This window comes from Pseudomonas karstica, assembly GCF_009707515.1.
Taxonomy (GTDB): Bacteria; Pseudomonadota; Gammaproteobacteria; order Pseudomonadales; family Pseudomonadaceae; genus Aquipseudomonas; species Aquipseudomonas karstica.
Genome location: NZ_WLYI01000032.1, coordinates 12,451 through 36,774 on the forward strand (window position 1 = coordinate 12,451; position 24,324 = coordinate 36,774).

Sequence of the window (24,324 nt, forward strand, 5' to 3'; positions counted from 1 at the left end):
TTTGTACCTGATTTAACTCACAAAGTTTTCACACGCCCTTGCCGATAATCCCGCGCCAAAGGGCTCCCACAGGCGGGAGCCCTTCTGTCGTGCGCGTGCGGCAACGGTAAAAAATCATTGGATGGGGCACTGGATGGCGATGTTTAAACGCAGCACTACGTCTGCGAAAGGGTTTGATTGGGCCGGCCTTGGCTGGTCGTTCCTGTTTTTCTGGTACTTCTCGGGTATCACCCAACTGCTGATCCAACTGACCGGCACTTCCGGCTTCAGCGGTTTCCGCCAAGCGTTTTTCATGAGTGCCCTGTGGCTGGCGCCCATGCTGTTGTTCCCACGACGCGCACGATTGCTCGCAGCGTTGATCGGCGTGGTGCTGTGGGCCTGCTCCATGGCCAGCCTGGGTTATTTCTTCATTTACCAGCAGGAATTCTCCCAAAGCGTCATCTTCATCATGTTCGAATCGAACATCTCTGAAGCCGGCGAATATGCGACCCAATATTTTGCCTGGTGGATCGTCCTGGCGTTCCTGGCTCACACGGCCATGTCGATTTTCCTGTGGACCCGCGTTCGCTCGGTCTACTTGCCACGAGGCCAGGCCATGCTGGCCGCCACGGCCATCGTGCTGGCCGTTGTCGGTTACCCACTGGTCAAGCAGATTGCCAAGAACGACACCATGGAAGTGGCCATCGACCGCTTCGAAACGCGCATCGAGCCTGCAGTGCCGTGGCAAATGATCGTCGCCTATCGCCGCTACACCGAACAACTGGACAACATGCAGGGCATGCTGGCCAGCGTCAGCAAGATCCCGCCCCTGACCAACCTCAAGGACAGCATGGCCAACCAGCCTTCAACCCTCGTGCTGGTGATTGGCGAGTCTACCAACCGCCAGCGCATGAGCCTTTATGGCTACCCGCGCAACACCACGCCGGAGCTGGACAAGCTGCGCGACCAACTGGCAGTGTTCGATAACGTCATCACCCCGCGCCCCTACACCATCGAGGCCTTGCAACAGGTACTGACCTTCGCCGACGAAGAGAATCCAGACCTGTACCTCAAGACACCGTCCCTGGTCAGCATGATGAAACAGGCCGGCTACAAAACCTTCTGGATCACCAACCAGCAGACCATGACCAAGCGCAACACCATGCTCACGACTTTTTCCGAACAGGCCGACGAGCAGGTGTACCTGAACAACAACCGCAACCAGAATGCCCGTCAATACGACGGCGATGTGCTGCAGCCGTTTGCCAAGGCCATGACCGACACCGCCCAACGCAAGTTCATCGTCGTGCACTTGCTGGGCACCCACATGAGCTACCAATACCGCTACCCGTCGACCTTCGATAAATTCACCGATCGCCAGGGCGTGCCGCCGGGTATCAGTGATGATCAGTTGCCGACCTACAACAGCTACGACAACGCGGTGCTGTACAACGACTTCGTGGTCTCCAGCCTGATCAAGGATTACGCCAAGACCGACCCCAACGGCTTCTTGCTGTACCTCTCCGATCACGGCGAAGACGTCTACGACTCCCCAGGTCACAACACCCTGGGCCGTAACGAAGGCAAGCCAACTACACCGATGTACACCATTCCATTCATGGCCTGGGCCTCGCCAAAATGGCGTGAAAGCCATGACTGGAATTTCGCCGGCGACTTGCAACGGCCCTATCAGAGCTCGCAACTGATCCATACTTGGGCGGACATGGCCGGTATCAGCTTTGATGAGTTGGACCACAGCAAAAGCCTGATCAGCGACAGCTTCAAGCCCCGACCGCGGATGATTGGCGACCCATATGCCCGCCCGCAAAAGGCCTTGATCGATTTCAGCCTGCTGAAACCGAAGAAAGTCGACGTGGCCGAAGCGCTCGCCAAATAGCCAGTACCTCTTGGGTTTCACCTGCGCAATGTGCGTGAAACCCGATTCGGCCGAAGCATTAAGATAATAATTATTCTCGTTTACCGCTAAAGTTCCCCGCCTCCTTTCGTCTTTGAGCCAATGGCATTTTTTCAAAGACGACAAGGAGTCCGCCGCGATGTTCGCGCCCATCACTCGTTCCATGACCCTGACCGCAGGCCTTCTTGGCCTGACCGCAAGCCCGGTTTTGCTGGCTGAAACCAAAGTTGGCCAGAGCCTCGAAGCACCTGCCCCGGTACTGGAACTGGCCAGTACCAACGTCAGCGCCCAAAACCTGGGCAGCGATACCGAAGACACCGGAGCCTATACCACCGGAGCCATGAGTACCGCGACGCGGCTGAACCTGTCGATCAAGGAGACCCCACAGTCCGTATCGGTCATTACCCGCCAGCAAATGGACGACTTCAAGCTGGGCACCTTGACCGAGGTGATGAACCAGACCACCGGGGTGGTGGTGCAGCGCACCGACTCCGAACGCTTCAATTTCTATTCCCGCGGCTACAGCATCCAGAATTTCCAGATCGACGGGATGCTCAATACCTTCTCCGGCTTGAAGTCCGATTCCGACACCATCATCTATGACCGTATCGAAGTGGTGCGCGGTGCTACCGGCCTGACCACGGGCGCGGGCGATCCCTCGGGCACCATCAACATGGTGCGCAAGCGCCCCACCCATGAATGGGCAAGCAAGGTTGGCGTCAGCGGTGGCAGCCATGACAACTACTACAGCTACCTCGACGTTGGTGGCCCGCTTGGCTTCGATGGACGCCTGCGTGGGCGCACGGTATTGGCCTATCGCGACAGTAAATCCTTCCGCGACCGCTATGCCCTTGAGCGCAAGGTGGGCTACGGCATCCTTGAAGCCGACCTGACCGACGACACGATACTGGCAGTGGGTTATGACTATCAGGACAAGCAGGTCCAAGGCGCGACCTGGGGCAGCGTACCTTACTGGAATTCGTCAGGCGGCAAGGCCAATATGCCGCGCTCCAATAACATCACCACGCCCTGGAGCAACTGGCCGCTGACCGACCGTACGACGTTTGCCACAGTGGATCAGCGGCTCGCCAACGACTGGCATCTCAAGGCCGCCTATACCCACCGGGAAAGCGAGTCCGACGGCAAGGTCTACTACGGTGGTGGCGGTTATCCGAATGCCGACCGCAGTGGGGTGAGCGCCTATCGCAGCCATTTCTCCGGTGAAGACAAAATGGACGCGGTGGACTTCAACGTCGCCGGATCCTATTCATTGTTCGGGCGTGAACATCAAGCCATGATCGGCTATGGCCAGGCCCGCCATCGCGACTCCTCGCCCTATATCATTGCTGGGCCCGTGACTGCCGACTACGACAAGATTGCCGACTGGGCAAACACCGGCGGCATTCCTGAGTTTGCCGATGAAAAAACCCATCTGGATGCCAATAACAGCAGCACCTATCAAAAAGCCGGCTACCTGGCGACACGCCTGAGCCTGAGCGATAACTGGCACGCCGTGCTGGGTAGCCGCTATGGCAGCTGGGAGACCCGCAGTTCCAATTACACCTACGATGACAATCACCAACTGTCGCGCATTCAGTCCAGCAGCCAGACCCACAATGATGTCTGGACCCCTTATGCAGGGCTGCTTTATGACATCAACCAGGATTTCACGGTGTATGTCAGCTACACCGACATCTTCAACCCGCAGACGCAAAAAGATGTCAGTGACAAATACCTGGAGCCGATTGTTGGCAAAAGCTACGAATTGGGCCTCAAGGGCAGCGTGTTTGAAGACCGCCTGAACCTCTCCAGCGCCGTGTTCTGGAGCACCCAGGATAACGTCGCAGAAGTCGACGACTCCGTGCCGCTGGGCCCGAACGGCAAGCAATATTACACGTCCGGCGGCAAGGGCAACAAAGTGCAGGGCTTCGAGTTGGAGGCTGCGGGTGAAGTACTGCCCGACTGGAACCTGACGGCGGGTTATACCTACACCCATTCGGTGAACGGAGAAAACCAGCGCAACAATACTGCCCAACCCCTGAACTTGCTGCGCGCTTCCACCACCTATCGCCTGCCGGGCGCCTGGAAAGGCTTGACAGTAGGTGCAGGAGTCCGTTGGCAGAGCGATATCTACCGTTTCGCCAAGCGTCCCATCGGGCGAGACCCCGATGGGAAGTTCATCACCCAGAGCACCGCGATTCGCCAGGAAGCCTACAGTCTGGTCAATCTGATGTCGCGTTATGAGTTCGACGAGCACCTGTCAGCTTCACTGAACGTCACCAACTTGCTCGACAAGCAGTACTACAACAACGTCGGCTTCTACAACGGCGTTTTTTGGGGCGACCCACGCACCGTGGCGCTGAGCATGGACTGGAAGCTGTAAAAACACTGCGACCGAAGCTAACCACGTATTAACTTCGGGTCTGTTTTACGTTAACTCCCACTTAATATGATCGGCTCACTCTCTGCACATGGTCTGATCAAGGACGAGGCAGACCCCGATCACTTTTAATGGGAAGACATACAATGAAACTTTCGACTTTGATACTGGCCAGCCTAATGCCCTTAACATCTATAGCCGCTTTTGCAGAAGGTGGATCTGAGCGCTCGAAGGAGTACTACAACAATTTTACGTTCATCCAGGAAAAAACCCACGGCCCGACCGAAAAAATCGCTTCGGCGCTTACCAAAAAAACAGGTTCGGATTCCGTCGACAATAACGGTACTTCACAACAACCTGAGTCCTGACGTATCCGTACTCTCTGCGCGAGTCCACATCGCCAGCAAAAAAATACAGGGCGCCCATTAAGGGCGCTTTTTTGTGGCTGGTTTTTTTCAATAAACTTTCTGCATTATTACACATCAGCCATTCGCGCCCTGGCATGACTGCTCAGTATTAATATCCCGTTAATGATCAAGGTATCCGTAGCATTAACGAGGAAATATCAAAAATGACTAAACATAGACTTTCCGCCCGCTTCCTCTTGTAGGACTGATCACCTTGTGAGCGGTGGTCCACAGTACCGCGACTGATTGTCGCAGATTGCTATAGGTCGCATAATAGAGCCCCAAGCCCTTGGCCCTAAAGCCACTTCAAGGCTCACAATTTTCCTACATACCGGGACTACACGCCCTGTAACTATTTTTACTTTGCATATTTTAAAGATGAACTTTAATGCGCATTCTTGTTGTCGAGGACGAACCTAAAACGGCCGATTATTTACATCAAGGCCTGACAGAAATTGGTTATGCCGTTGACTACGCAGCTAACCGTATAGACGCATTGCACCTGACGAACCAATACCCCTATGAGCTGGTGCTTCTTGATGTGAATCTTCCGACGAAAGATGGCTGGCAAGTGCTTTCTGAGCTACATCAAAGCACTTCCACCCGCGTGATGATGTTAACGGCCCGTGGTCGGCTGACGGATAAAATCAAGGGCCTGGATATGGGCGCCGATGACTATCTGGTCAAACCTTTCGAGTTCCCGGAGTTGCTGGCGCGCGTCCGGACACTGTTGCGGCGTAGTGAGCATATTCCGTTGCCTGAAGTTTTTCAGGTGGCCGATCTCGAACTTGATCCGCGTCGTCACCGGGCATATCGCGGCACGCGGCGCATTGATTTGACCACCAAGGAGTTCGCACTTTTGCAAGTGTTGATGCGCCAGAGTGGCGAAGTAATGACCCGTACCCAGATTATCTCACTGGTCTGGGACATGAACTTTGATTGCGACACCAATGTCGTGGAAGTTTCCATCAGCCGCCTGCGGACCAAGATCGACGACCTGAGCGAAGTCAAGCTGATCCATACCATTCGCGGCGTCGGTTATGTACTGGAGGCGCACCAGTGAAGTCCTCCAGCTTGTCAATGCGCCTGGGACTGACTGTCAGCCTGATGGGGCTGGCCATCGTGCGGTCGATCATGAACCTGCATCAGGGCCAGACCGAAGTCAGCAGCCTGCAAGGCAGTTTTACCCTGTTTCGACTGGTGTTCCCCTGCCCCCTCACAAACTGATAAGCACGCCGGCGGCACCGCCCAGTGCCACCACCAGCCAGGGCGGCCATTTCCAGATCATCAGGGCCAGCAACGCCAGCAGCATCAAGGCAAAATCCATCGGCGCCAGGATCCCCGTGGTCCATAGTGGTTGATACAGCGCCGCCAACAACAAACCCACTACCGCTGCGTTGACTCCCGCCAAAGCAGCCTGGACGCTGGGGTTGGTGCGCAGTGACTGCCAGAACGGCAAGACCCCGATGACCAATAGCATCGACGGCAGGAAGATCGCCAGGACACACAGCAACGCGCCGGTCCAACCGTGAACGACCGCGCCCAGAAACGCCGAAAAGCTGAACAGCGGCCCTGGCATCGCCTGGGTCGCTGCATACCCGGCGAGGAACGTATCACTGTCAACCCAACCGCTCGCCACCACCGTCTGCTCCAGCAGTGGCAGCACCACATGACCGCCGCCAAACACCAAGGCTCCCGAGCGATAAAAACCGGCGAACACCTCCAGCAGCGCCGCTCCGGAGTGCTGCGCCCACACCGGCAGACCAAGCAGCAAGATCACAAACAGCGCTAGCATGGCGGCACCCGCCCGCCTTGATACGCCAATCACCAGGCCCTGCTCATGCGCCAACGCGCTGGGCTTGAGTAAAGCGACACCCAACCCGGCCGCCACGATCATGATCAGCACTTGGCTGACAGGTGCCGACCAGAGTACCGCCACGCAGGCCGCCATGATCGCCAGGGCCCAGCGCCGACTGTCGGTGCAGAGCAAGCGCGCCATGGCCCAGACCGCCTGGACCACAACGGCCACGGCCATGACCTTAAGCCCATGAACCAGCCCGTCCGGCAGGCGACTGCCCCAGCTTGTAAGGCCCATGGCCAACACCCCCAACGCAGCTGCCGAGGGCAAGGTAAAACCGAGCCATGCTGCCAGCGCACCACGATACCCGGCTCGGGACAGTCCCAGCGCCATGCCCACCTGGCTGCTGGAAGGTCCTGGGAGAAATTGACATAAGGCGATCAGTTCAGCGTAGGACGCCTCGCTTAACCAGCGACGACGCTCGACGAACTCAGTACGAAAAAAACCCAGGTGGGCCACCGGTCCGCCAAACGCAATACAACCCAGGCGCAGGAAAATCAACAACACGCGCCAGGCACTCTCTGGCTGAGCTGTCTTGATTACAGTGGCGCTGATCACATTGTCGGTCCTTTATAAGGCCTTGCTCCAGAACAGCATCCGGCCATAGGCGGGGTCGAAGATCGAGTCGTCGAAACCAAACTTGCGGTACGACGCCTGCGCAACGTCATTGCCTTCAAGTACCTCCAGGGTGATCTTGCTGCAGCCACGCTGGCGGGCGATTTCCTCGACCTTTTGCAGCATTTTCTGACTCAACCCCAAGCCACGGAACCGGTCCATCACCATCACATCGTGGACGTTGACCAGTGGCCGGCAGGCAAAGGTCGAGAAGCCTTCAAAACAGTTGACCAGCCCAGCCGGCTCTCCGCCGACAAATGCCAGCACACTGAAAGCATGGGGACGCTTGGCCAACTCGGCAGGCAGTTGCAGCAAACGGTCGGCAGGCAGTGCATGACCACCACCCATCGGGTCTTGTGCGTAATGGTTGAGCAACAGGCCGATGGCCTCAGCGTGTACAGGGTTGCTGTAGCTGGCTTGCAGCACCAGTATCTCGGCGTCCATTTCCTTCCTCGATAGCGACTGAGCGGGGATCACTTCCCCTCAAAGGGGATCAATTGTAAGGGGGCGTCGACATTAGATGAAGGAGATTAACGAGATACTCCTGCATGAAAGCGCGAATTTGTCGCGCCAGGAAGCCCATCTTCTCTGAGCCACGGCACTTTTTCTTACAGAGGATCGACGAAACGCTGCAACTGCATTTCTTGCAAACGACTCAAGGCGCGGCGAAACGGGAACTCCAGATAGCCTTGCGTATAAAGACTCTCCAGCGCAACCCTGGCCTCGATATACAGGGGGACCTTGCGGTCGTAACACTCATCCACCAACGCAATGAAGCGCCGAACACTGTCGTCGTGTACGGACAGTTCGGGCAGTTGCCGATCACCGGCCTCCACCCGCAGAGCGGCATCCTCCGTGCCACGAGCGATGCGTCCCGGGCGTTTTTGTGCACTCAGGTTGGGAACCTCTCCCAGCAATATCGCCTTGAACCGATCACACAGCAGCATGAAATCCATCGTCGCCAAGGGCTGTTCGCACAGATCGCAGTAGCGACACCACAGCACCGTATCGCTGGACTGCACCACCACAATGGAGCGGTAACCGACGGCCAGTGGCGCACCGCTGGCTGGCTGCCCGTCACTCAATTGCTTGAACACTCCGGCCAGCGCCTGGGGCTGGTCGACCCAGTAACGCTGTAGCCCCGCGCCCGGGTGCAGGCGATGATCCTCACCGCCGTCCACCGCCACCACCTGCATGTGCTGCTGGATTGCCTGGATACCTGGCAGGAACCGGTCACGGTTGAAACCCTCGGCATACAGCTGTTCCGGCGGCTGGTTGGAGGTGCAGACCATCACCACCCCTTCTTCGAACATCACTTGGAACAACCGGCCAAGGATGATGGCATCGCCGATGTCATTGACGAACAATTCATCGAAACACAGCACCCGCACTTCCTGGCTCAACTCCCGGGCCAACGCCTGCAGCGGGTCATGGGTGCCCGTCAGTTGGAAGGAGCGCTGGTGCACCCGACCCATGAAGTGATGAAAATGCTGACGCCGCGCCGGCACTTGCAGGCTCCGGTAGAACTGGTCCATCAACCAGGTCTTGCCGCGACCAACCGGCCCCCATAGGTAAACGCCGGGAGGCGAGACGCGGCCCTGGTGCAAGACCTCGTGACAACGTTGCAAGGCTTGCACCGCCTGCCATTGGGCGTCGTCGGCGACGAACCCGTTCTGGCTGATGGCGTTTTGGTAAGCGGCGAGTGGCGATTCAAAAGTCATGGGAAGCAGTATGCCATGACCCTGTGTCTCGGCAGCGGCAAGGGACCGTCGATCAGCGATCACCTGTAGCCGCTGGCGCAGCCTGCGATCGGCTGCGTAGCAGTCGTTTGGGGTTTGAAATTGCCGAAGGTCCTGCGGCCCTTATCGCAGCCTCGTGCCTCGACAGCGGCTACAAAAGCCGATCAGCGATCACCTGTAGCCGCTGGCGTAGCCTGCGATCGGCTGCGTAGCAGTCGTCTGGGTTTTGAAATTGCCGAAGGTCCTGCGGCCCTTATCGCAGCCTCGTGCCTCGACAGCGGCTACAGGGAAATATCCAGGCGGGAAATTTTCCCTGTTTCGTTAAGCCGGAAGGTGTATCGCAATTCCAGCGGACTACCTGGAAAACTACCGGATATCAGGTTGCGGACCAGTACCTTGCCGGTGCGGTGCTGGACATCCAGCACCTGGACCTTCGGCTGATATCGACGCCCCGTCTCCTCCATCCAACGAACGATGGCGGCCGTGCCGACTTGATGCTCACCCTCGTCGAATACATTGGCATCTTCGGCGAAACAGTGAATCACTGCCGAGGTGTCTCCGGCATTGGCTGCCGCGATATAAGCCGCAATCGCCGGGGCTAGGCCAAGGGTGGGTTGGGACATGCTGACAACTCCTTGTTAGTGATTTTCCAGAGCCATCTTAAGCCAGTGTCATGTCAGTTCTTGTCAGGAGTGAAAGGTCCTGATTCATTTTGCTCCATCAACTTGCGCCAGGCTCGTAGCCAATCGCTGCGCCTTCCAGGATACCGCTCGCCCTGGGCACCGGCAGCAGCAATGCGGTCGGTACGAAAGGTGCGATAGGCGCCACGTAACTCGCACCAGGCCACGATCACTCGCGCGTCATTGAGAAAACCCAGGGCCAGAGGCCAGATCAGACGCTGGCTGGGGGCCTGGCTGGCATCGGTATAATCAATATGCATCTTGGCCTGGCTACGAATGGCGTCGCGAAACATACTCAACGGCACGCGGTTTTCCGGGTAACCATACCCTGGCGGGCCCGGTAGCAATGTGGGATTGCGCATTGCATCCTGGGCGATGGGGTCTAGAACTGCCGCGATTTTTGCCAGCGCATTGGCCGCGGCATGGCTCAACACCTCGTCGCCCCGCTGATCGACATAGCGCAAGCCCAGGACGATAGCCTCGGTCTCGTCGGCGTTGAGCATCAGCGGCGGCAGGAACAGCCCACTGCGCAACACATAACCTACCCCGGCCTCACCAAAGATCGGCGCGCCAAGGGCTGTCAGCTCGGCAATGTCGCGATAGAGCGTGCGCTCGGAAACCCCCAGCTCCGTCGCCAGTACGGCGGCGGTTACCGGGCGTTTCTTGCCCCTCATAAGTTGTAACAAGGTTAACAGGCGGCTGGTACGCGACACATTCATCACGCTCGCAAAGGAAATAAGCCGAACGGCCCGTTGTGTAAAGAACGGGCCGTATGAGGGGAGTATTACGCGAGACTTTTGCTGACCACTTCAAACACATCGCTGGACAGTTCGCCAGACGCGAGGATCCGCTCCAGTTCGGCTTTCATCAGGGCCTGGCGGGCGCTGTCGTATTTGCGCCAGCGAGTCAGCGGCGCCAACTGCCGCGAAGCGATCTGCGGGTTGAAGGCATTCAACTGGATCACCAGATCCGCCAGGAAGCGATACCCAGAACCATCGGCCGCGTGGAAGTTGATCAGGTTCTGCCCGGCAAACGCCCCCACCAAAGCCCGGACCTTGTTCGGATTCTTGAGGTTGAAGGCCGAATGCTGCATCAGCACCTTGACCCGCTCCAGCGCGCCCGGCAAACCGCTGCCAGCCTGGACACTGAACCATTGGTCCATGACCAGCGGGTTGTCCTTGAAGTTCTCGGCAAACACCGCCAGGGCCGTAGCCTTTTCTGCTTCGAACGGTGAATTGACCAGCACCGCCAGCGCCGTCAGGCGTTCAGTCATGTTGTCGCAGGTGTCGAACTGTTCCAGGGTTGCCGCCAGCACTTCGGGCTTGCCACTGAGCAGCAAGTACGACAAGGCGATGTTCTGCAAGGCGCGCCGGGCAAAATGCTCGGCAGCTGCCACATACGGGGTTTTTTTCGACAGGTCGCGGTTGGCCTGGTAGCGCAGCCACAAACCTTCAAACAGGTTGTCGGCCAACTGCTTGCGGGCAAACTCACGGGCGGCGTGGATAGCGTCGACGTCGGCCACTTCGCTGATTTCAGCCAAATAGGCTTCGCTCGGCAGCGACAGCATCTCGGCGACCATCGCCTGGTCCAGGCTCTCATCGCTCAACACACTACGCAGCGCTGTGATCAGGCGTTGATCGAGCACCAGTTTCTTGCCCTGCTGATGTTGGCCGATCAGTTCCTGCAACACCTGCACGGAGAGTTGCTGGCCGGCCTCCCAGCGATTGAAACCGTCGCTGTCGTGCTGCATGAGGAACATTAACTGGTCGCGGCTGTAGGGGAAGCTCAGCTTCACCGGGGCCGAGAAACCACGCAGCAACGAAGGCAATGGCTGTTCGGCGACATCAACGAAGGTGAAGGTCTGTTCGGCTTCTGTCACCGAAATCACTCGGGACGTAGCGCCCGCCTTCGCTTCACCCGCCAGGCGCAAGGCAATACCCGCACCTTTGCTGTCCAGCAGGCCCAGCTCCAGCGGAATCACGAATGGCAGTTTTTCGACCTTGTCCGGGGTTTCCGGGCAGCTCTGACGGAAGGTCAGGCTGTAGGTTTTTGCTGCGCCGTCATAGGCTTCGCTGACCGCCAACCGTGGCGTACCGGCCTGGCTGTACCAGCGTTTGAATTGGGTCAGGTCAGCGCCATTCGCATCTTCCATGGCCTTGATGAAGTCGTCGCAAGTCACGGCCTGGCCGTCATGGCGCTCGAAGTACAGGTCGCTGCCTTTGCGGAAGCCTTCGGCGCCGAGCAAGGTGTGGATCATGCCAACCACTTCCGAGCCCTTTTCGTATACGGTCAGGGTGTAGAAGTTGGATATCTCGATAAAGCTGTCCGGGCGCACGGCGTGGGCCATGGGGCCGGCGTCTTCGGCGAACTGGTGGGTGCGCAGGTAGGCCACATCCTGGATACGCTTGACCGTGGCCGAGTTCATGTCGGCAGAGAAGCCTGAGTCACGGAATACGGTGAAGCCTTCCTTGAGCGACAGCTGGAACCAGTCACGGCAGGTCACGCGGTTACCCGACCAGTTGTGGAAGTATTCGTGGGCGACGATGGCCTCGACCCGCTGGTGTGCGGCGTCGGTGGCGGTTTCGGCACGGGCCAGCACGGCGCTGGAGTTGAAGATATTGAGGCCCTTGTTCTCCATGGCGCCCATGTTGAAGTCGTTGACCGCGACGATCATGAAGATGTCCAGGTCGTACTCACGACCATAGACCTCTTCGTCCCAGCGCATGGATTTCTTCAAGCTGGTCATGGCGTGCTGGCACTTGTCGATGTTCTCTGGCTCGACATAGATACGCAACGCCACGGTGCGTTCGGTCATGGTGGTGAAAGTATCTTCAACGCACCACAGGTCACCCGCTACCAGCGCGAACAGGTAAGCCGGTTTCATGAACGGGTCTTCCCAGGTCGCCCAGTGCCGGCCTTCTTCACCAGGTCCGGAGGCAATCGGGTTGCCGTTGGACAACAGCACCGGGTAGCTGTGCTGTTCGGCGATCACCGTGGTGGTGAACTTGCTCATCACGTCAGGGCGGTCGAGGTAATAGGTGATCTTGCGGAAACCCTCGGCCTCGCACTGGGTGCAGAACATGTCGCCGGATTTATACAGGCCTTCCAGCGCAGTGTTGGTTTCCGGGTGGATCTTGACGCTGATGTCGACGCTGAAGCTGTCGCTCGCCGGGTGCAGTGTCAGGTGGTTTTCAGTCAACTGGTAGTCGGCCGCCGTCAGTTCCTGATCGGCCAGGTTGACCGACAGCAACTCCAACTGCTGGCCATCCAGCACCAGAGGCGGCAGACCTGCGCCACGTGCAGGGTTGCGGCGCATCACCAGTTGCGCATGGACCAGGCTATGGTCCTCGAACAACTCGAAGGTCAGGTGCGTCTCGTCGATCAGGTACTCCGGCGCCTGATAGTCCTTAAGGTAAATCATCTTCGGTTGTTCGGTGCGCATGCGTCGAATCCTTCTACTGATGCACGGCGAGCTGGTAAGCCGTGTATTTACGAATATTGATCACACCGGTGTCGAAGATCAGGTATTGGCCTTTGATCCCCATCAGCGTGCCTTCGGCAATCGGGTTCTTGTCCAGGTTGAAGCTGACGATCTTGGTCGGATACTGCTCGATCGGGTAACGGATTTCGAGTGGTTCGATATCAGTCACTGGCTGAATGGCCTGCAGGCCAAAGCGCTCTTGCAGCCCAAGCAAGCCTTCGGCGCAGGAAGCAAAGAGTTCATCGCGCACCTGCTTGAGGTCAACGGCCTGAGCATCACCCTTGAGCAATGCACGCCAGTTGGTCTTGTCGGCCACTTGACTGCGGAACAGATCTTCGACAAAGCCCGATTGCTGACGGGTAGACACCCGCATGATCGGCAATGCCTGGCTCGCGCCTTGGTCCAGCCAGCGGGTTGGCAACTGACTGGCACGGGTGATGCCGACCTTGACCCCCGACGAATTGGCCAGGTAGACCACGTGATCGGTCATGCAGAACTTCTCGCCCCAGGCCGGATCACGGCAGGTACCAGCGTCGTAATGGCAGCGCTCGGGGCTCATGATGCACAGGTCACACTGGGCCAGCTTGGTCATGCACGGGTAGCAATACCCCTGGCTGAAACTGGTCTTGGTCTTGCGACCACAATGACTGCAATGGATTGCACCGAGATACTCCAGGCGCACGCTGGAGCCGATCAGCGGGTTGACCGGCACCTCGGTATCGCCCAGGCGAAAGGCGTATTGAACGGTCGGCTCACCCAACTGCGCCGACATCTTGCTGACTGCACCACGGCCAATCTCAATCAATGGATAGCATCCGACTTGAACAGGATATTCGGCACCGGAGCCGACTTGGAGGCGCATTCCTGCGGCCCCATGTAGCCAGTGCGCTGGTCTTCCGGCAGGTTCTGCAGCTCCCAGGCAATCACCGCTTGCAGGGACAGTTCACGCTGCTCGGCGGTGAGTTTGCGGCCATCAGACCATTTGCCGATTTCCACGGCGAGCTTGAGGCTCTCGTAGATGTCCGGGGTGATGTTTTCGATCATTTCAGCAAAAGAGGACATGAGACTCTTCCTTAACGAATAGGAGATTCAAAGGGCTTGCTTGCGGCGGTTATACAAGCCGCCCAACAAGCCCGTCAGGCAACCGGCCACCAGCCCGCCGACGTGTGCGGCATTGGCGATTTCGCCGAAACCAATCATCGAGACCAGGCCCGACAAGCAAAGCAGCAGCCACACCAGCATCATTACCAGCACCCCACGGGGCAGGTGATAAACCGGGTTTGGCGAAAGCCATTGATAGATCCAGCAATGCCCGAGCAAACCGTACAGCACGCCGGACAAGCCACCGAACAGACCAGGGCCACCGAAATAGTATTGAGCGTAGTTGGACACCAAGCTGAACAACAGGGTCAGGCCCAGCAGGTTGATACTGCCCTGGCGCATCTCGATACGGCGTCCCAGCTCCCAGTACCACATGCCGTTCATCGCCAGGTGCAGGATGCCGAAGTGGATCAGCATCGGCGTCACCAGGCGCCACCATTGTCCCGCCGCGAGACTGTCGGCCAACGATGTGAAGTGGATGTACTCACCGACTACCTGGAACTGCAAGAAGGTCAGCCAGCTCATGGCTTGCAGGTTTTCCCCCAGCATCGTCACGGCGCCGACGATCATGCTGAGCAGCAGAACCAGTGCAGTCATCGGACTATGGCGCAGTTGCTGGACAAAGCCGGGACGCTTGGTGGCCTGTTGCGCTGGAATATCCAGTTGATGGTCCGGATCGCCCGCAGGGAAGCGTTGATACAACACCCGCACATCCTCGCTGATGGCGTCGGGCACCCACAGCACTTGTTCCCCCGCATCTTCGCTGACGCGATGGGGCACTTGCATACGCTGCAACAGCTTGACGAAACCCGCCAGGTCCACGCTCAGAGGCAGGCGCAATACCGCAACGCTACTCATGAAATCACCTCGGGGCGCTCGACATCCACCCAAACAAATTTACGCGGATCAAGGCGAGTTTCCTGGTCCAGCCGATAAGCTACCAACTTGCCATACAGCACCGCGCTGTAATCCAGGCAGGCCAGGTTCGGGCGGATTGGCACCGGTTTGCCGCTGCGCCAATAATGGCCGACAAACAACAACGGTTCGTCGACGCCGTAGCGCAGCAGGGAGTTTTTTTCGGTAGACGACAACGGCGTCGCGGCCACCGGCTCCGGCAACGCATCGGGCTGAAACACGATATCGCCGTAGGTTTTCGGGTCGTCTTCCCAGAACTTGGTGCGAAAGAACGAGCGTGTCAGGCCATCGCCGCCGGTCAGGGTCAAGCCGTGCGGCAGGCGCATGTCGGTACCCCGCAACAAGCGGTCAAAGGCGTTGCTGGCGAAACTGCCGGGCACGGCGGCGGCCTGCAGGAAGTGCTGGTCGATACAGCCGTCGGGGAAACTCGAGCGCAGTGGCTCGATGAAGCCCTCATCCCAACAGGCATGCACCACGCGAAAACGCCCGGCATCGACAAACAGCGGCATGTTGTAGAACCAACCGAGGAAGTCGTGCCAGTCTGCTGGATGCTGCTCGAACTGAGTCAAGGTCTCGTGGATCAGCCGGGCATGGCGTGGCGTGTGCTCACGCACAAACTGCTTGCCACTGCCGGGCGGTGCCGGCGTGCTCCAGCCCAGGGCGTTAAACTCATGGTTGCCCATGATGCACAGTGCCTGGCCGGCCTCGGTCATGTCGTGAACGATATGCAGCGCCTCGCGAATGCGCGGCCCACGGTCGATGATATCGCCCAGGAACACCGCCATGCGTGACGGGTGGCGCCAGGTGCCGCCCTGCTTGTGGTAACCGAGCCGGTCGAGCAAGTGCTCAAGGGTATGAGCGCAACCGTGCACGTCACCAATCAGGTCGTAGCTACGCGCGGGATCAAGCATCAGTCGCCTCCACCCCCCAAGCGGCTGCCCCAGCCCAACTTGGTCCGGCAGACTTCGTAATAGTTGTGGTCCAACGGGTGGATCAGCCGCAACTTCTGCGCCTTTTTGCTCACGGTGATGGTATCGCCGGGGGCGCAGGTGAAATGGTTCTGCCCGTCACAGGAGACTTGTGGGTAGATCTGCATGTCTTTGGAAACCACGATTTTCAACTCACTGTTGCCGTCGACTACGATGGGCCTACTGGACAACATATGGGGGTACATCGGCACGATCACAATGGCGTCGAGCTTGGGGTGCATGATCGGGCCACCAGCAGACAACGCATACGCGGTGGAACCGGTAGGCGTAGCGACGATCAAGCCGTCAGCCTTCTGGCTGCAGACGAACTGGCCGTCGATGTACAGCTCGAACTCGATCATTCGCGTCGATTTGCCAGGGTGCAGTACCACGTCGTTGAGGGCATCGCCCTGGCCGATGGCTTCGCCATGGCGACGCACTTCAGCCTGCAGAAGAAAGCGGTTTTCCACCAGGTAATGACCATCCAGCACCTTCGCCACTTCGACTTCCAGCTCATCGGGGCGAATATCGGTGAGGAAACCCAGGCTGCCACGGTTGATCCCCAGCACCGGCACGTTATGCCGGGCCAATGCCCGGGCGGCGCCCAGCAGGCTCCCGTCGCCACCGACCACGATCACCATGTCACAGACTTCGCCAAGCATCTTGCGCGACGAGGTCTGCAAGCCATGGCCTGGCAGAATCTCGGCGATGGTGTCTTCGAGGATCACATGCAGGTGGCGCTCGAGCAGAAACTTTTTCAGCCGGCGGACGGTGTCCAGGACCTGCGTGCTGCCCAGGCGACCGATAATGCCGATATTGCGAAATTGCTCCATGGGGCTCCTGCGAGGGTTTGCGTCGAGACAAAGGAACGATTATGGGCGAAAGGCGGCGTTACACAAAATGCTTTGTCGCCAAACCCAGTAGCCGCTGATGAGGTACGAGGCTGCAATGTGTGTCCACAGGACCGCCATCGGGGGGTCGCTTCGTCGGAATGCTGCACCCAACCCATCGCAGCCTCGTGCCTCGGCAGCGGCTACACTCGCACGTATGACTCTGTTCCCGGAACTTGCCAGCCTGCCCCGCCAACTGCACCACCCCGAGGTGCGCGACCTGGCGTGGGTGATTGTTGCCCCACCGATGCTGATGCAAACGCCTTGGCCGCAACGCCACCCGCTGGCGGGCAGCGACTGGGTGCAAGCACCCCATCAGCTTGAGTGCTGGCTGCGACAATTGGACCAGGACAGCGCCGCCTTGCAACACTGGTTGAGCCTGGCTCGCACCCGGCGCCTGGGCCTGTATTACGAGCGCCTGTGGCAATTTGCCATACAGCATGCCCCGGGAGTTGAACTGCTGGCGGCCAACCTGGCAATCCGCCAGGCCGGGCATACCTTGGGTGAGTTGGATATGTTGCTGCGCGACCGCGACGGCGTGCACCACCTGGAACTGGCGATCAAACTTTATCTCGGCCCTCAGGACGGCGATGGACAGGACGCGGCTCAGTGGTTGGGCCCAGGCTGTCACGACCGCCTGGACCGCAAGCTGGCCCACCTGACCCGGCATCAGTTGCCAATTTCCACGCGCCCGGAAAGCCGCGAGGTGCTTGCGGCGTTGGATATCCAGCAATTTGATGCTCACCTGTGGCTGGGCGGGTATTTGTTGTACCCATGGCCCGGTAAGGCCCTGCCACCGGTCGGCGCGCATCCGCAGCACCTGAATGGTCGCTGGTTGCATCAACGCGATTGGTTGAGTTTTGTCAGCCAGGCGCCCCAGGGCCGCTGGCAACCCCTGCCCCGCCATGCCTGGCTGGCGCCGGCGCACTATCCGGCGGAACAGGTGTGGAGTGAAGAACAACTGCACCGTTGGCTGGTCGATCTTGACCCTCTGGCCCCAGCACAGCTTCTGGTGCGGCTGGTGCTGGCAGGTGAGGACTGGGAAGAAGCCGAACGCTTGTTCCTGGTCGCGGACCTTTGGCCGAATGTACCGGGAAGTAGTTAACCTGCAACAAGGGCCGAAGGACCTTCAACAATCTCAAAGCCCCAGGCGACTGCTGCGCAGCCGATCGCAGGCTACGCCAGCGGCTACAGTTGATCGGTGATCCTTTGTAGCCGCTGTCGAGGCACGAGGCTGCGATAAGGGCCGAAGGGCCTTCAGCAATTTCAAAACCCAGACGACTGCTACGCAGCCGATCGCAGGCTACGCCAGCGGCTACAGTTGATCGGTGATCGGCTTTTGTAGCCGCTGTCGAGGCACGAGGCTGCGATAAGGGCCGAAGGACCTTCAGCAATTTCAAAACCCAGACGACTGCTACGCAGTCGATCGCAGGCTACGCCAGCGGCTACAAGTGATCACTGATCGGCTTTTGTAGCCGCTGTCGAGGCACGAGGCTGCGATAAGGGCCGCAGGACCTTCAACAATCTCAAAGCCCCAAACGACTGCTGCGCAGCCGATCGCAGGCTGCGCCAGCGGCTACAAGTGATCACTGATCGGCTTTTGTAGCCGCTGTCGAGGCACGAGGCTGCGATAAGGGCCGAAGGACCTTCAGCAATTTCAAAACCCAGACGACTGCTACGCAGTCGATCGCAGGCTGCGCCAGCGGCTACAAGTGATCACTGATCGGCTTTTGTAGCCGCTGTCGAGGCACGAGGCTGCGATAAGGGCCGCAGGACCTTCAACAATCTCAAAGCCCCAAACGACTGCTGCGCAGCCGATCGCAGGCTGCGCCAGCGGCTACAAGTCATCGATATGCCGATAATCAACCTGTAACCCGGCAGCCAGCTCCCGCGCTCGACCCAATCGAATCGGCCCGCGTTCGATATCCACCAATAACCCCGGGCAGTCCAGCAGTGGCAGCCCAGCTACATCCTTAAGTCGTCCATCCGTGATCACCAGCAACCGCTGCTGCTCCGCCGGATAGCCTTTGCGTCGCGCTACCAGCCAATGCCTCGCCTCGCTCAACGCCGCCAATAATGGCGTACCACCGCCAGCTCCGAGCCCATCGAGCCAAGTGACCAAGCCTTTCGCCGCCTTCAGGCCTTGCACCTGCCACTTGGGTGACTGCCCGCTGGCCGTCAACAACGCCATCCGCGCCCGCTGCCGGTAGGCATCATCAAACAGCTGTGCCAGCAAGCCCTTGGCATCCCTCAGCGCCTGATGCCGCCGAGTAGACGCCGACGCATCGACCACCACCAGCCACAATTCGTGGGGCGAACGGCTGCGCAGTCGATACAGCAAGTCTTCACGGCGCTGTGGCCGCCCGCCCAACAAGGTGCCGGGCCAGTTGACCGTACCTTCGGCGGCGGCGTATGCCTGCCCTTGCCTGCCCTTGTCCAGTCGGCCCGCCTTGGGCCGGGCATCCGCCCCCGCGTCAGGTCGAGGGCGAATGCCTAGGGCTTTTTTGGCCAGGTGGGAAGTTCTCGCCGAGCGCCCACCGGCATCGCTGGCGCAGGCATATCACCCCACTGGCCCTGGCCCGGCGAGGGGTCAAGCGGTTTTGTTGATTGGCCGCCACTGTGCGGAGTGACCGGTGGGGAATGTTCCTGACGCCGATGCCGCAGGGCGAACTCCGCCACCGCGTCGATATCTTCTTCACTGATGGCCCTTGCCCCACGCCATGCCGCATGCGCCCTGGCGCCCCGCAGCCAGACCAGGTCGGCACGCAAGCCGTCGACGCCGGCGGCAAAGCAACGCTCGGTGATCTGCGCCAAAGCCTGGTCATCCAGCGGGATGCTTTCCAGCAGTGCGCGTGCCTCGGTGCAGCGCTCGCGCAACGCACTCTGCGGATCGGCCCATTGTGAGCAGAAACCCTGAGGGTCGCTGTCAAAATCCAGCCGGCGACGAATGATCTGCACACGCTCGGCAGGCAGCGTCTGCCCACTCAGCACAACGTTGAAACCAAAACGGTCGAGCAGTTGCGGGCGCAGCTCGCCCTCTTCCGGGTTCATGGTGCCGATCAGCACAAAACGCGCCGAATGCCGGTGGGAAATACCGTCGCGCTCAATCAGGTTGGTGCCGCTGGCGGCCACATCCAGCAGCAGGTCCACCAGGTGGTCCGCCAGCAGGTTGACTTCATCGACATACAGCACGCCGCCATCGGCCTTGGCCAACACACCGGGGGAAAACTGCGCCCGGCCCTCGCCCAGCGCGGCGTCCAGATCGAGAGTGCCCACCAGGCGCTCTTCGGTGGCGCCCAGGGGCAGCGTGACGAACTGCCCGCTGGCCAACACGTCCGCCAGGCCGCGGGCCAGGGTGGACTTGGCCATGCCACGAGGGCCTTCAATCAGCACACCGCCGATTTTCGGGTCGATGGCGGTCAGGCACAGGGCCAGTTTCAGCGCATCGGCACCGACGATCGCGGACAACGGGAAATGGGGGGTATCGTTCATCAACTGTCTTCTTCCATATTGATCGTTCCCACGCTCCCGCGTGGGAATGCCACACTGGGCGCTCGGCGTCCGCTGTTGTGACGCGAGCGTCACGGCTGCATCCCCACGCAGAGCGCGGGGATGATCGCTCAGCCCTCTTCTTCTATGTCCAGCAACAAATTTTCTAATGCCTCGCGATACGTCCCTGGCTCCTGCCACAGGCCGCGCTGCTGAGCTTCCAGCATGCGTTCAGCCATATCCCGCAAGGCGGCCGGGTTATGCTGTTGCACAAACTCGCGGGTGTCAGGATCCAGTAAATAAGCATCGGCCAGCAACGCATACTGATGATCATCGATCAGCGCCGTGGTGGCGTCGAAGGCAAACAGGTTGTCCACTGTAGCGGCCATCTCGAACGCGCCTTTGTAGCCGTGACGCTTGACGCCTTCGATCCACTTGGGGTTGGCCGCCCGGGCACGGATCACCCGGTTCAGCTCTTCCTTCAAGGTGCGGATTTTCGGCAGGTCTGGCTGGCTGTGATCGCCGTGATAACTGGCGACTTTATCGCCACTCAGGGTTTCCACGGCAGCGAGCATGCCGCCCTGGAACTGGTAGTAATCGTTGGAATCGAGCAGGTCATGCTCGCGGTTGTCCTGGTTCTGCAACACCGCCTGGACCTGGCTCAAACGCTGCGCAAACTGTTCACGGGCAGCGGTGCCTTCATCACCGCCGCCATAGGCATAGCCGCCCCAGTTGAGGTAGACCTCGGCCAGGTCTTCGCGGCTCTGCCACAGGCGACCGTCAATCGCACCTTGCACACCCGCGCCATAGGCCCCGGGCTTGGCACCGAAGATCCTCCAGCCCGCCTGCTTCGCGGCGTCTTCCTCGTTCAAGCCGGACTGGCGCAGGGCTTCGCATTCGCTGCGCACTTTGGCGGCCAACGGGTTCATATCGGCTGGTTCATCCAGCGCGGCCACAGCGTGTACGGCAGCATCGAACAAACGGATCAGGTTGGCAAAGGCATCCCGGAAAAACCCCGATACCCGTAGCGTCACATCCACACGCGGGCGATCCAGCAGGCTCAGGGGCAGGATTTCAAAGTCATCCACCCGCTGGCTGCCAGTGGCCCACACCGGGCGTACGCCCATCAGCGCCATGGCCTGGGCAATATCGTCACCACCGGTACGCATGGTGGCGGTGCCCCACACCGACAAGCCAAGCTGGCGCAGGTGGTCGCCGTGGTCCTGCAGATGCCGCTCAAGAATCAGGTTCGCCGACTGGAAACCAATACGCCAAGCGGTGGTGGTGGGCAGATTGCGCACATCCACCGAGAAAAAATTGCGCCCGGTAGGCAACACATCCAGGCGCCCACGGCTGGGCGCCCCACTGGGACCGGCTGGCACGAAACGCCCGCACACGGCATCCAGCAAACCGCGCATCTCCGCCGGGCCGCAGGCATCCAGGCGCGGAGCGACGACCATCCGCAAACTCTCGATCACGCCCTTGACGTCCTGCCAACCCGGCTCTTCAAGCTGTTCGACCGCGCCCTCCAGGGACTGCTCGATCAAACGTGTGGCGTAGAGTTCCAGGCGTTCACGGGTGTCGCCCGCCGTGCGCCACAATTGTGGGTCGATCTTCTGCAGCACCCTCGGACGGCGCCCAGCCCAAGGCTCGGCCAGGGCGCAATCCAGCGGGTCGAAACCCAGTTCGAAGGCCTTGGCCAGCACCCGCAGCAGGCTCGACTGCGGCCCACGGCCATCGCCTCGAGGGATGCGCAGCAAAGCCAGCAAGGTGTCGATACGCAAGCGGCCCACCGGCGACTCACCGAAGATATGCAGGCCGTCGCGGATCTGCGATTCCTTCAAGTCGCACAGATAAGTATCGAGGCGCGGCAGCCAGATGGCGGCATCGGCGGCGCTGTCGAGGTTGGCGTCCAGCGCCAGTTCCTGGTCGATACGGGTTTCCCGCACCAACTTGAGAATATCCTTTTGCAGCTCTTGGGCACGCCGTGGATCAAGCAACTGCGCTTCGTAATACTCGTCCGCCAGCAGTTCCAGGTTGCGCAGCGGCCCGTAGGTTTCGGCACGGGTCAGTGGCGGCATCAGGTGGTCGATGATCACCGCCTGGGTGCGACGCTTGGCTTGGGCACCTTCGCCTGGATCGTTGACGATAAATGGATAGATATTCGGCAGCGGCCCCAGCAGCACGTCGGGCCAGCAGTTTTCGGAAAGCCCAACCCCTTTGCCTGGCAGCCACTCCAGATTACCGTGCTTGCCAACGTGGATCACCGCGTGCGCGCCATAGGTCTGGCGCAGCCAGAAGTAGAACGCCAGGTAACCGTGGGGCGGCACCAAATCCGGGTCGTGGTACACGGCGCTGGCATCCACCTGATAACCCCGGGCCGGCTGGATGCCGACAAAGGTCAGGCCAAAGCGCAAACCGGCGATCATCATGCGACCGTCACGGCACATCGGGTCGCTGTGAGGCGCGCCCCAACGCTCCAGCACCGCTTGGCGGTTGGCTTCGGGCAAGCGTTTGAACATTGCCTCGTAATCGTCCAGCCCCAGGCTTTGATGGCAGGGGCGCAGGTCGAGGCCATCCGGATCATTCGTGACGCCACCTAACAGCTCTTGGATCAAGGCCGTGCCGCTGTCCGGCAACGCGTCAGCCAGCGGGTAGCCTTCAGCTTTTAACGCCCGCAGGATATTCAGCGCGGTTGCCGGGGTGTCAAGCCCAACGCCGTTGCCGATGCGACCGTCTCGTGTCGGGTAGTTGGCGAGAATCAGTGCAACGCGCTTTTCGCCATTGGGTAACCGCGCCAGGTCTACCCAGCGTCGCGCCAGTTCGGCGACAAAGCCCATGCGCTCGGGTTGAGCCCGGTAGCACACCACGTCAGACTGGCTGCGCTCACTGCGCCAGGCCAAGTCCTTGAAGCTGATCGGGCGGCTGATGATCCGCCCGTCCAGCTCCGGCAAGGCAATGTGCATCGCCAGATCGCGCGGGCCAAGGCCTTGCTCGCTGGCTTGCCAGCCCGACTCGTTATCCTGGGCGCAGATGGCCTGGATCACCGGGACATTGCGGCGAAATGGTCGCAGGTGCGGCGCTTCAGGACTGGATTGGGCAAAGCCGGTGGTGTTGAGAATCACCGAGGCTTGCACCTCGTCCAGCCAATCCTCGACCAACATCAGGCAGCCGGGCTCTTTCAGGCTGGCCACCGCAATGGGCAGTGGGTTGAGCCCTGCGGCCTGCAAGCGCTGGCAGAACACATCGATAAACGCCGTGTTGGCCGCCTGCAAGTGAGAGCGGTAGAACAGCACGGCTGCCACCGGATTTTCAGCCTGCCAGTCGGCCTGCCAATCACCCAGGCTGGCATTGGCTTTATGTGGATGATAAATCGCCGTGCGCGGCAAGCTCTGTGGCTCGCCCCAGGGGTAGTCGCGTCCCAGGTAGCGCGTGGCCAGGCAACGGTAAAAGTTCAGGGCGTTGCCCAGGCCGCCTTGGCGCAGGAAGTGCCAGAGGCGGTCGCGTTCTTCGATGCCAACCGTGCTCAGGCCGCTGAGTTCCGGGTCTGGGCGATCATCACCCGGCACCAGAATCAGTTGCACGCCCCGCCCTGCCAACTCCACCAAACGTTCGATGCCATAACGCCAATAACCGATCCCGCCGTGCAGCGAGATCAAGATGACTTTGGCATGGCGCAGCACTTCATCGACATACAAATCGACAGAGGCGTGGTTCTGCACCTGCATCGGGTTGGCCAGGCGCAGGCTCGGGTAGTTCTCAGGCAACTGCTGGAGCGCTTGGGCCAGCAACGCCAGGCTGGAGTCGCCACTGCACAGGACCACCAGGTCGGCCGGGGTTTGCCCAAGGTCGGCAATGTTGTCATCCGAAACAAAACCGCCGGGTTGAGTCCTGAGCAGGTGCATGG

Annotated in this window: 20 protein-coding genes; 6 read left to right on the forward strand and 14 right to left on the reverse strand. The window is 59.8% G+C overall.

Features of this window, described 5'->3' with window-relative positions; genetic code table 11:
- Positions 1–133 precede the first annotated feature (133 nt).
- The 5 genes from GIR22_RS20860 to GIR22_RS20880 all read left to right on the forward strand — a co-directional run bounded on the left by GIR22_RS20860 (position 134) and on the right by GIR22_RS20880 (position 5,908).
- Entirely contained in the window at positions 134–1,876 is a 1,743-nt protein-coding gene (locus GIR22_RS20860; RefSeq protein WP_154745163.1) for a phosphoethanolamine transferase CptA, read from the forward strand.
- Between the two features lie 157 nt (positions 1,877–2,033).
- Positions 2,034–4,277, forward strand: a complete 2,244-nt coding sequence (locus tag GIR22_RS20865) for a TonB-dependent siderophore receptor (RefSeq protein ID WP_154745164.1) — start codon at positions 2,034–2,036, stop codon at positions 4,275–4,277.
- Positions 4,278–4,420: 143 nt separating this feature from the next.
- The gene (locus tag GIR22_RS20870; protein ID WP_154745165.1) at positions 4,421–4,642 is read left to right on the forward strand and encodes a hypothetical protein; all 222 of its coding nucleotides are present in this window, start codon (positions 4,421–4,423) and stop codon (positions 4,640–4,642) included.
- Between the two features lie 427 nt (positions 4,643–5,069).
- A complete protein-coding gene (locus GIR22_RS20875; RefSeq protein WP_154745166.1) occupies positions 5,070–5,744 on the forward strand; it encodes a heavy metal response regulator transcription factor in 675 nt (224 codons plus the stop codon).
- Positions 5,741–5,908, forward strand: coding sequence for an ATP-binding protein (locus tag GIR22_RS20880; RefSeq protein WP_154745167.1), 168 nt, complete (start codon positions 5,741–5,743; stop codon positions 5,906–5,908). The genes GIR22_RS20875 and GIR22_RS20880 overlap by 4 nt, the downstream gene beginning before the upstream one ends.
- Here the strand turns inward: GIR22_RS20880 and chrA are convergent.
- The 11 genes from chrA to GIR22_RS20935 form a co-directional block, all read right to left on the reverse strand.
- On the reverse strand, positions 5,898–7,097 hold the full coding sequence (gene chrA / locus GIR22_RS20885; protein ID WP_343039661.1) for a chromate efflux transporter: 1,200 nt from the start codon (positions 7,095–7,097) through the stop codon (positions 5,898–5,900). The genes GIR22_RS20880 and chrA overlap by 11 nt on opposite strands.
- Before the next feature lie 12 nt (positions 7,098–7,109).
- Positions 7,110–7,598 carry a GNAT family N-acetyltransferase gene (locus tag GIR22_RS20890; RefSeq protein WP_154745168.1) on the reverse strand — a complete coding sequence of 163 codons (489 nt, stop codon included), beginning with the start codon at positions 7,596–7,598 and terminating at the stop codon, positions 7,110–7,112.
- 164 nt (positions 7,599–7,762) lie between these two features.
- Complete coding sequence (gene zapE, locus GIR22_RS20895; protein WP_154745169.1) at positions 7,763–8,875, reverse strand: cell division protein ZapE; 1,113 nt, start codon at positions 8,873–8,875, stop codon at positions 7,763–7,765.
- Positions 8,876–9,174: 299 nt separating this feature from the next.
- Positions 9,175–9,516, reverse strand: coding sequence for a nuclear transport factor 2 family protein (locus GIR22_RS20900; protein ID WP_154745170.1), 342 nt, complete (start codon positions 9,514–9,516; stop codon positions 9,175–9,177).
- 53 nt (positions 9,517–9,569) lie between these two features.
- Positions 9,570–10,286, reverse strand: coding sequence for an HTH domain-containing protein (locus tag GIR22_RS20905; RefSeq protein WP_178122385.1), 717 nt, complete (start codon positions 10,284–10,286; stop codon positions 9,570–9,572).
- Between the two features lie 71 nt (positions 10,287–10,357).
- Entirely contained in the window at positions 10,358–13,015 is a 2,658-nt protein-coding gene (gene pepN / locus GIR22_RS20910; RefSeq protein WP_154745172.1) for an aminopeptidase N, read from the reverse strand.
- A gap of 13 nt (positions 13,016–13,028) precedes the next feature.
- Positions 13,029–13,859 (reverse strand): DUF2797 domain-containing protein, encoded by an 831-nt coding sequence (locus GIR22_RS20915; protein WP_154745173.1) that lies wholly within the window; start codon positions 13,857–13,859, stop codon positions 13,029–13,031.
- Positions 13,856–14,116 carry a YeaC family protein gene (locus GIR22_RS20920; RefSeq protein WP_124367263.1) on the reverse strand — a complete coding sequence of 87 codons (261 nt, stop codon included), beginning with the start codon at positions 14,114–14,116 and terminating at the stop codon, positions 13,856–13,858. Before GIR22_RS20920 ends, GIR22_RS20915 begins: the two co-directional genes overlap by 4 nt.
- Before the next feature lie 27 nt (positions 14,117–14,143).
- Complete coding sequence (locus tag GIR22_RS20925; RefSeq protein ID WP_154745174.1) at positions 14,144–15,013, reverse strand: rhomboid family intramembrane serine protease; 870 nt, start codon at positions 15,011–15,013, stop codon at positions 14,144–14,146.
- On the reverse strand, positions 15,010–15,984 hold the full coding sequence (locus tag GIR22_RS20930; RefSeq protein WP_178122388.1) for a metallophosphoesterase: 975 nt from the start codon (positions 15,982–15,984) through the stop codon (positions 15,010–15,012). The genes GIR22_RS20925 and GIR22_RS20930 overlap by 4 nt, the downstream gene beginning before the upstream one ends.
- On the reverse strand, positions 15,981–16,871 hold the full coding sequence (locus tag GIR22_RS20935) for an NAD(+) kinase (RefSeq protein ID WP_003217892.1): 891 nt from the start codon (positions 16,869–16,871) through the stop codon (positions 15,981–15,983). Before GIR22_RS20935 ends, GIR22_RS20930 begins: the two co-directional genes overlap by 4 nt.
- Before the next feature lie 214 nt (positions 16,872–17,085).
- Here GIR22_RS20935 and GIR22_RS20940 point away from each other — a divergent pair, with 214 nt between their 5' ends.
- Positions 17,086–18,033 (forward strand): DUF1853 family protein, encoded by a 948-nt coding sequence (locus GIR22_RS20940; protein ID WP_154745176.1) that lies wholly within the window; start codon positions 17,086–17,088, stop codon positions 18,031–18,033.
- A 732-nt stretch (positions 18,034–18,765) separates the two neighbouring features.
- Here GIR22_RS20940 and GIR22_RS20945 read toward each other — a convergent pair.
- From GIR22_RS20945 to cobN, 3 genes are all read right to left on the reverse strand, one after another.
- Positions 18,766–19,368, reverse strand: coding sequence for a vWA domain-containing protein (locus tag GIR22_RS20945; protein WP_154745177.1), 603 nt, complete (start codon positions 19,366–19,368; stop codon positions 18,766–18,768).
- A gap of 53 nt (positions 19,369–19,421) precedes the next feature.
- Positions 19,422–20,420: a magnesium chelatase ATPase subunit I gene (locus tag GIR22_RS20950; protein WP_154745178.1), complete on the reverse strand. Its 999-nt coding sequence runs from the start codon at positions 20,418–20,420 to the stop codon at positions 19,422–19,424.
- Between the two features lie 128 nt (positions 20,421–20,548).
- Entirely contained in the window at positions 20,549–24,322 is a 3,774-nt protein-coding gene (gene cobN, locus GIR22_RS20955; RefSeq protein WP_154745179.1) for a cobaltochelatase subunit CobN, read from the reverse strand.
- Positions 24,323–24,324: the final 2 nt, after the last annotated feature.

What these genes read in the sequence shown, in the direction of transcription:
- GIR22_RS20860 (WP_154745163.1), top strand. Translation starts at nt 134, where the DNA reads ATGGCGATGTTTAAACGCAGCACTACGTCTGCGAAAGGGTTTGATTGG.
- GIR22_RS20865 (WP_154745164.1), top strand. Translation starts at nt 2,034, where the DNA reads ATGTTCGCGCCCATCACTCGTTCCATGACCCTGACCGCAGGCCTTCTT.
- GIR22_RS20870 (WP_154745165.1), top strand. Translation starts at nt 4,421, where the DNA reads ATGAAACTTTCGACTTTGATACTGGCCAGCCTAATGCCCTTAACATCT.
- GIR22_RS20875 (WP_154745166.1), top strand. Translation starts at nt 5,070, where the DNA reads ATGCGCATTCTTGTTGTCGAGGACGAACCTAAAACGGCCGATTATTTA.
- GIR22_RS20890 (WP_154745168.1), bottom strand. Translation starts at nt 7,598, where the DNA reads ATGGACGCCGAGATACTGGTGCTGCAAGCCAGCTACAGCAACCCTGTA.
- zapE (WP_154745169.1), bottom strand. Translation starts at nt 8,875, where the DNA reads ATGACTTTTGAATCGCCACTCGCCGCTTACCAAAACGCCATCAGCCAG.
- GIR22_RS20900 (WP_154745170.1), bottom strand. Translation starts at nt 9,516, where the DNA reads ATGTCCCAACCCACCCTTGGCCTAGCCCCGGCGATTGCGGCTTATATC.
- pepN (WP_154745172.1), bottom strand. Translation starts at nt 13,015, where the DNA reads ATGCGCACCGAACAACCGAAGATGATTTACCTTAAGGACTATCAGGCG.
- GIR22_RS20920 (WP_124367263.1), bottom strand. Translation starts at nt 14,116, where the DNA reads ATGTCCTCTTTTGCTGAAATGATCGAAAACATCACCCCGGACATCTAC.
- GIR22_RS20925 (WP_154745174.1), bottom strand. Translation starts at nt 15,013, where the DNA reads ATGAGTAGCGTTGCGGTATTGCGCCTGCCTCTGAGCGTGGACCTGGCG.
- GIR22_RS20935 (WP_003217892.1), bottom strand. Translation starts at nt 16,871, where the DNA reads ATGGAGCAATTTCGCAATATCGGCATTATCGGTCGCCTGGGCAGCACG.
- GIR22_RS20940 (WP_154745176.1), top strand. Translation starts at nt 17,086, where the DNA reads ATGACTCTGTTCCCGGAACTTGCCAGCCTGCCCCGCCAACTGCACCAC.
- GIR22_RS20950 (WP_154745178.1), bottom strand. Translation starts at nt 20,420, where the DNA reads ATGAACGATACCCCCCATTTCCCGTTGTCCGCGATCGTCGGTGCCGAT.
- cobN (WP_154745179.1), bottom strand. Translation starts at nt 24,322, where the DNA reads ATGCACCTGCTCAGGACTCAACCCGGCGGTTTTGTTTCGGATGACAAC.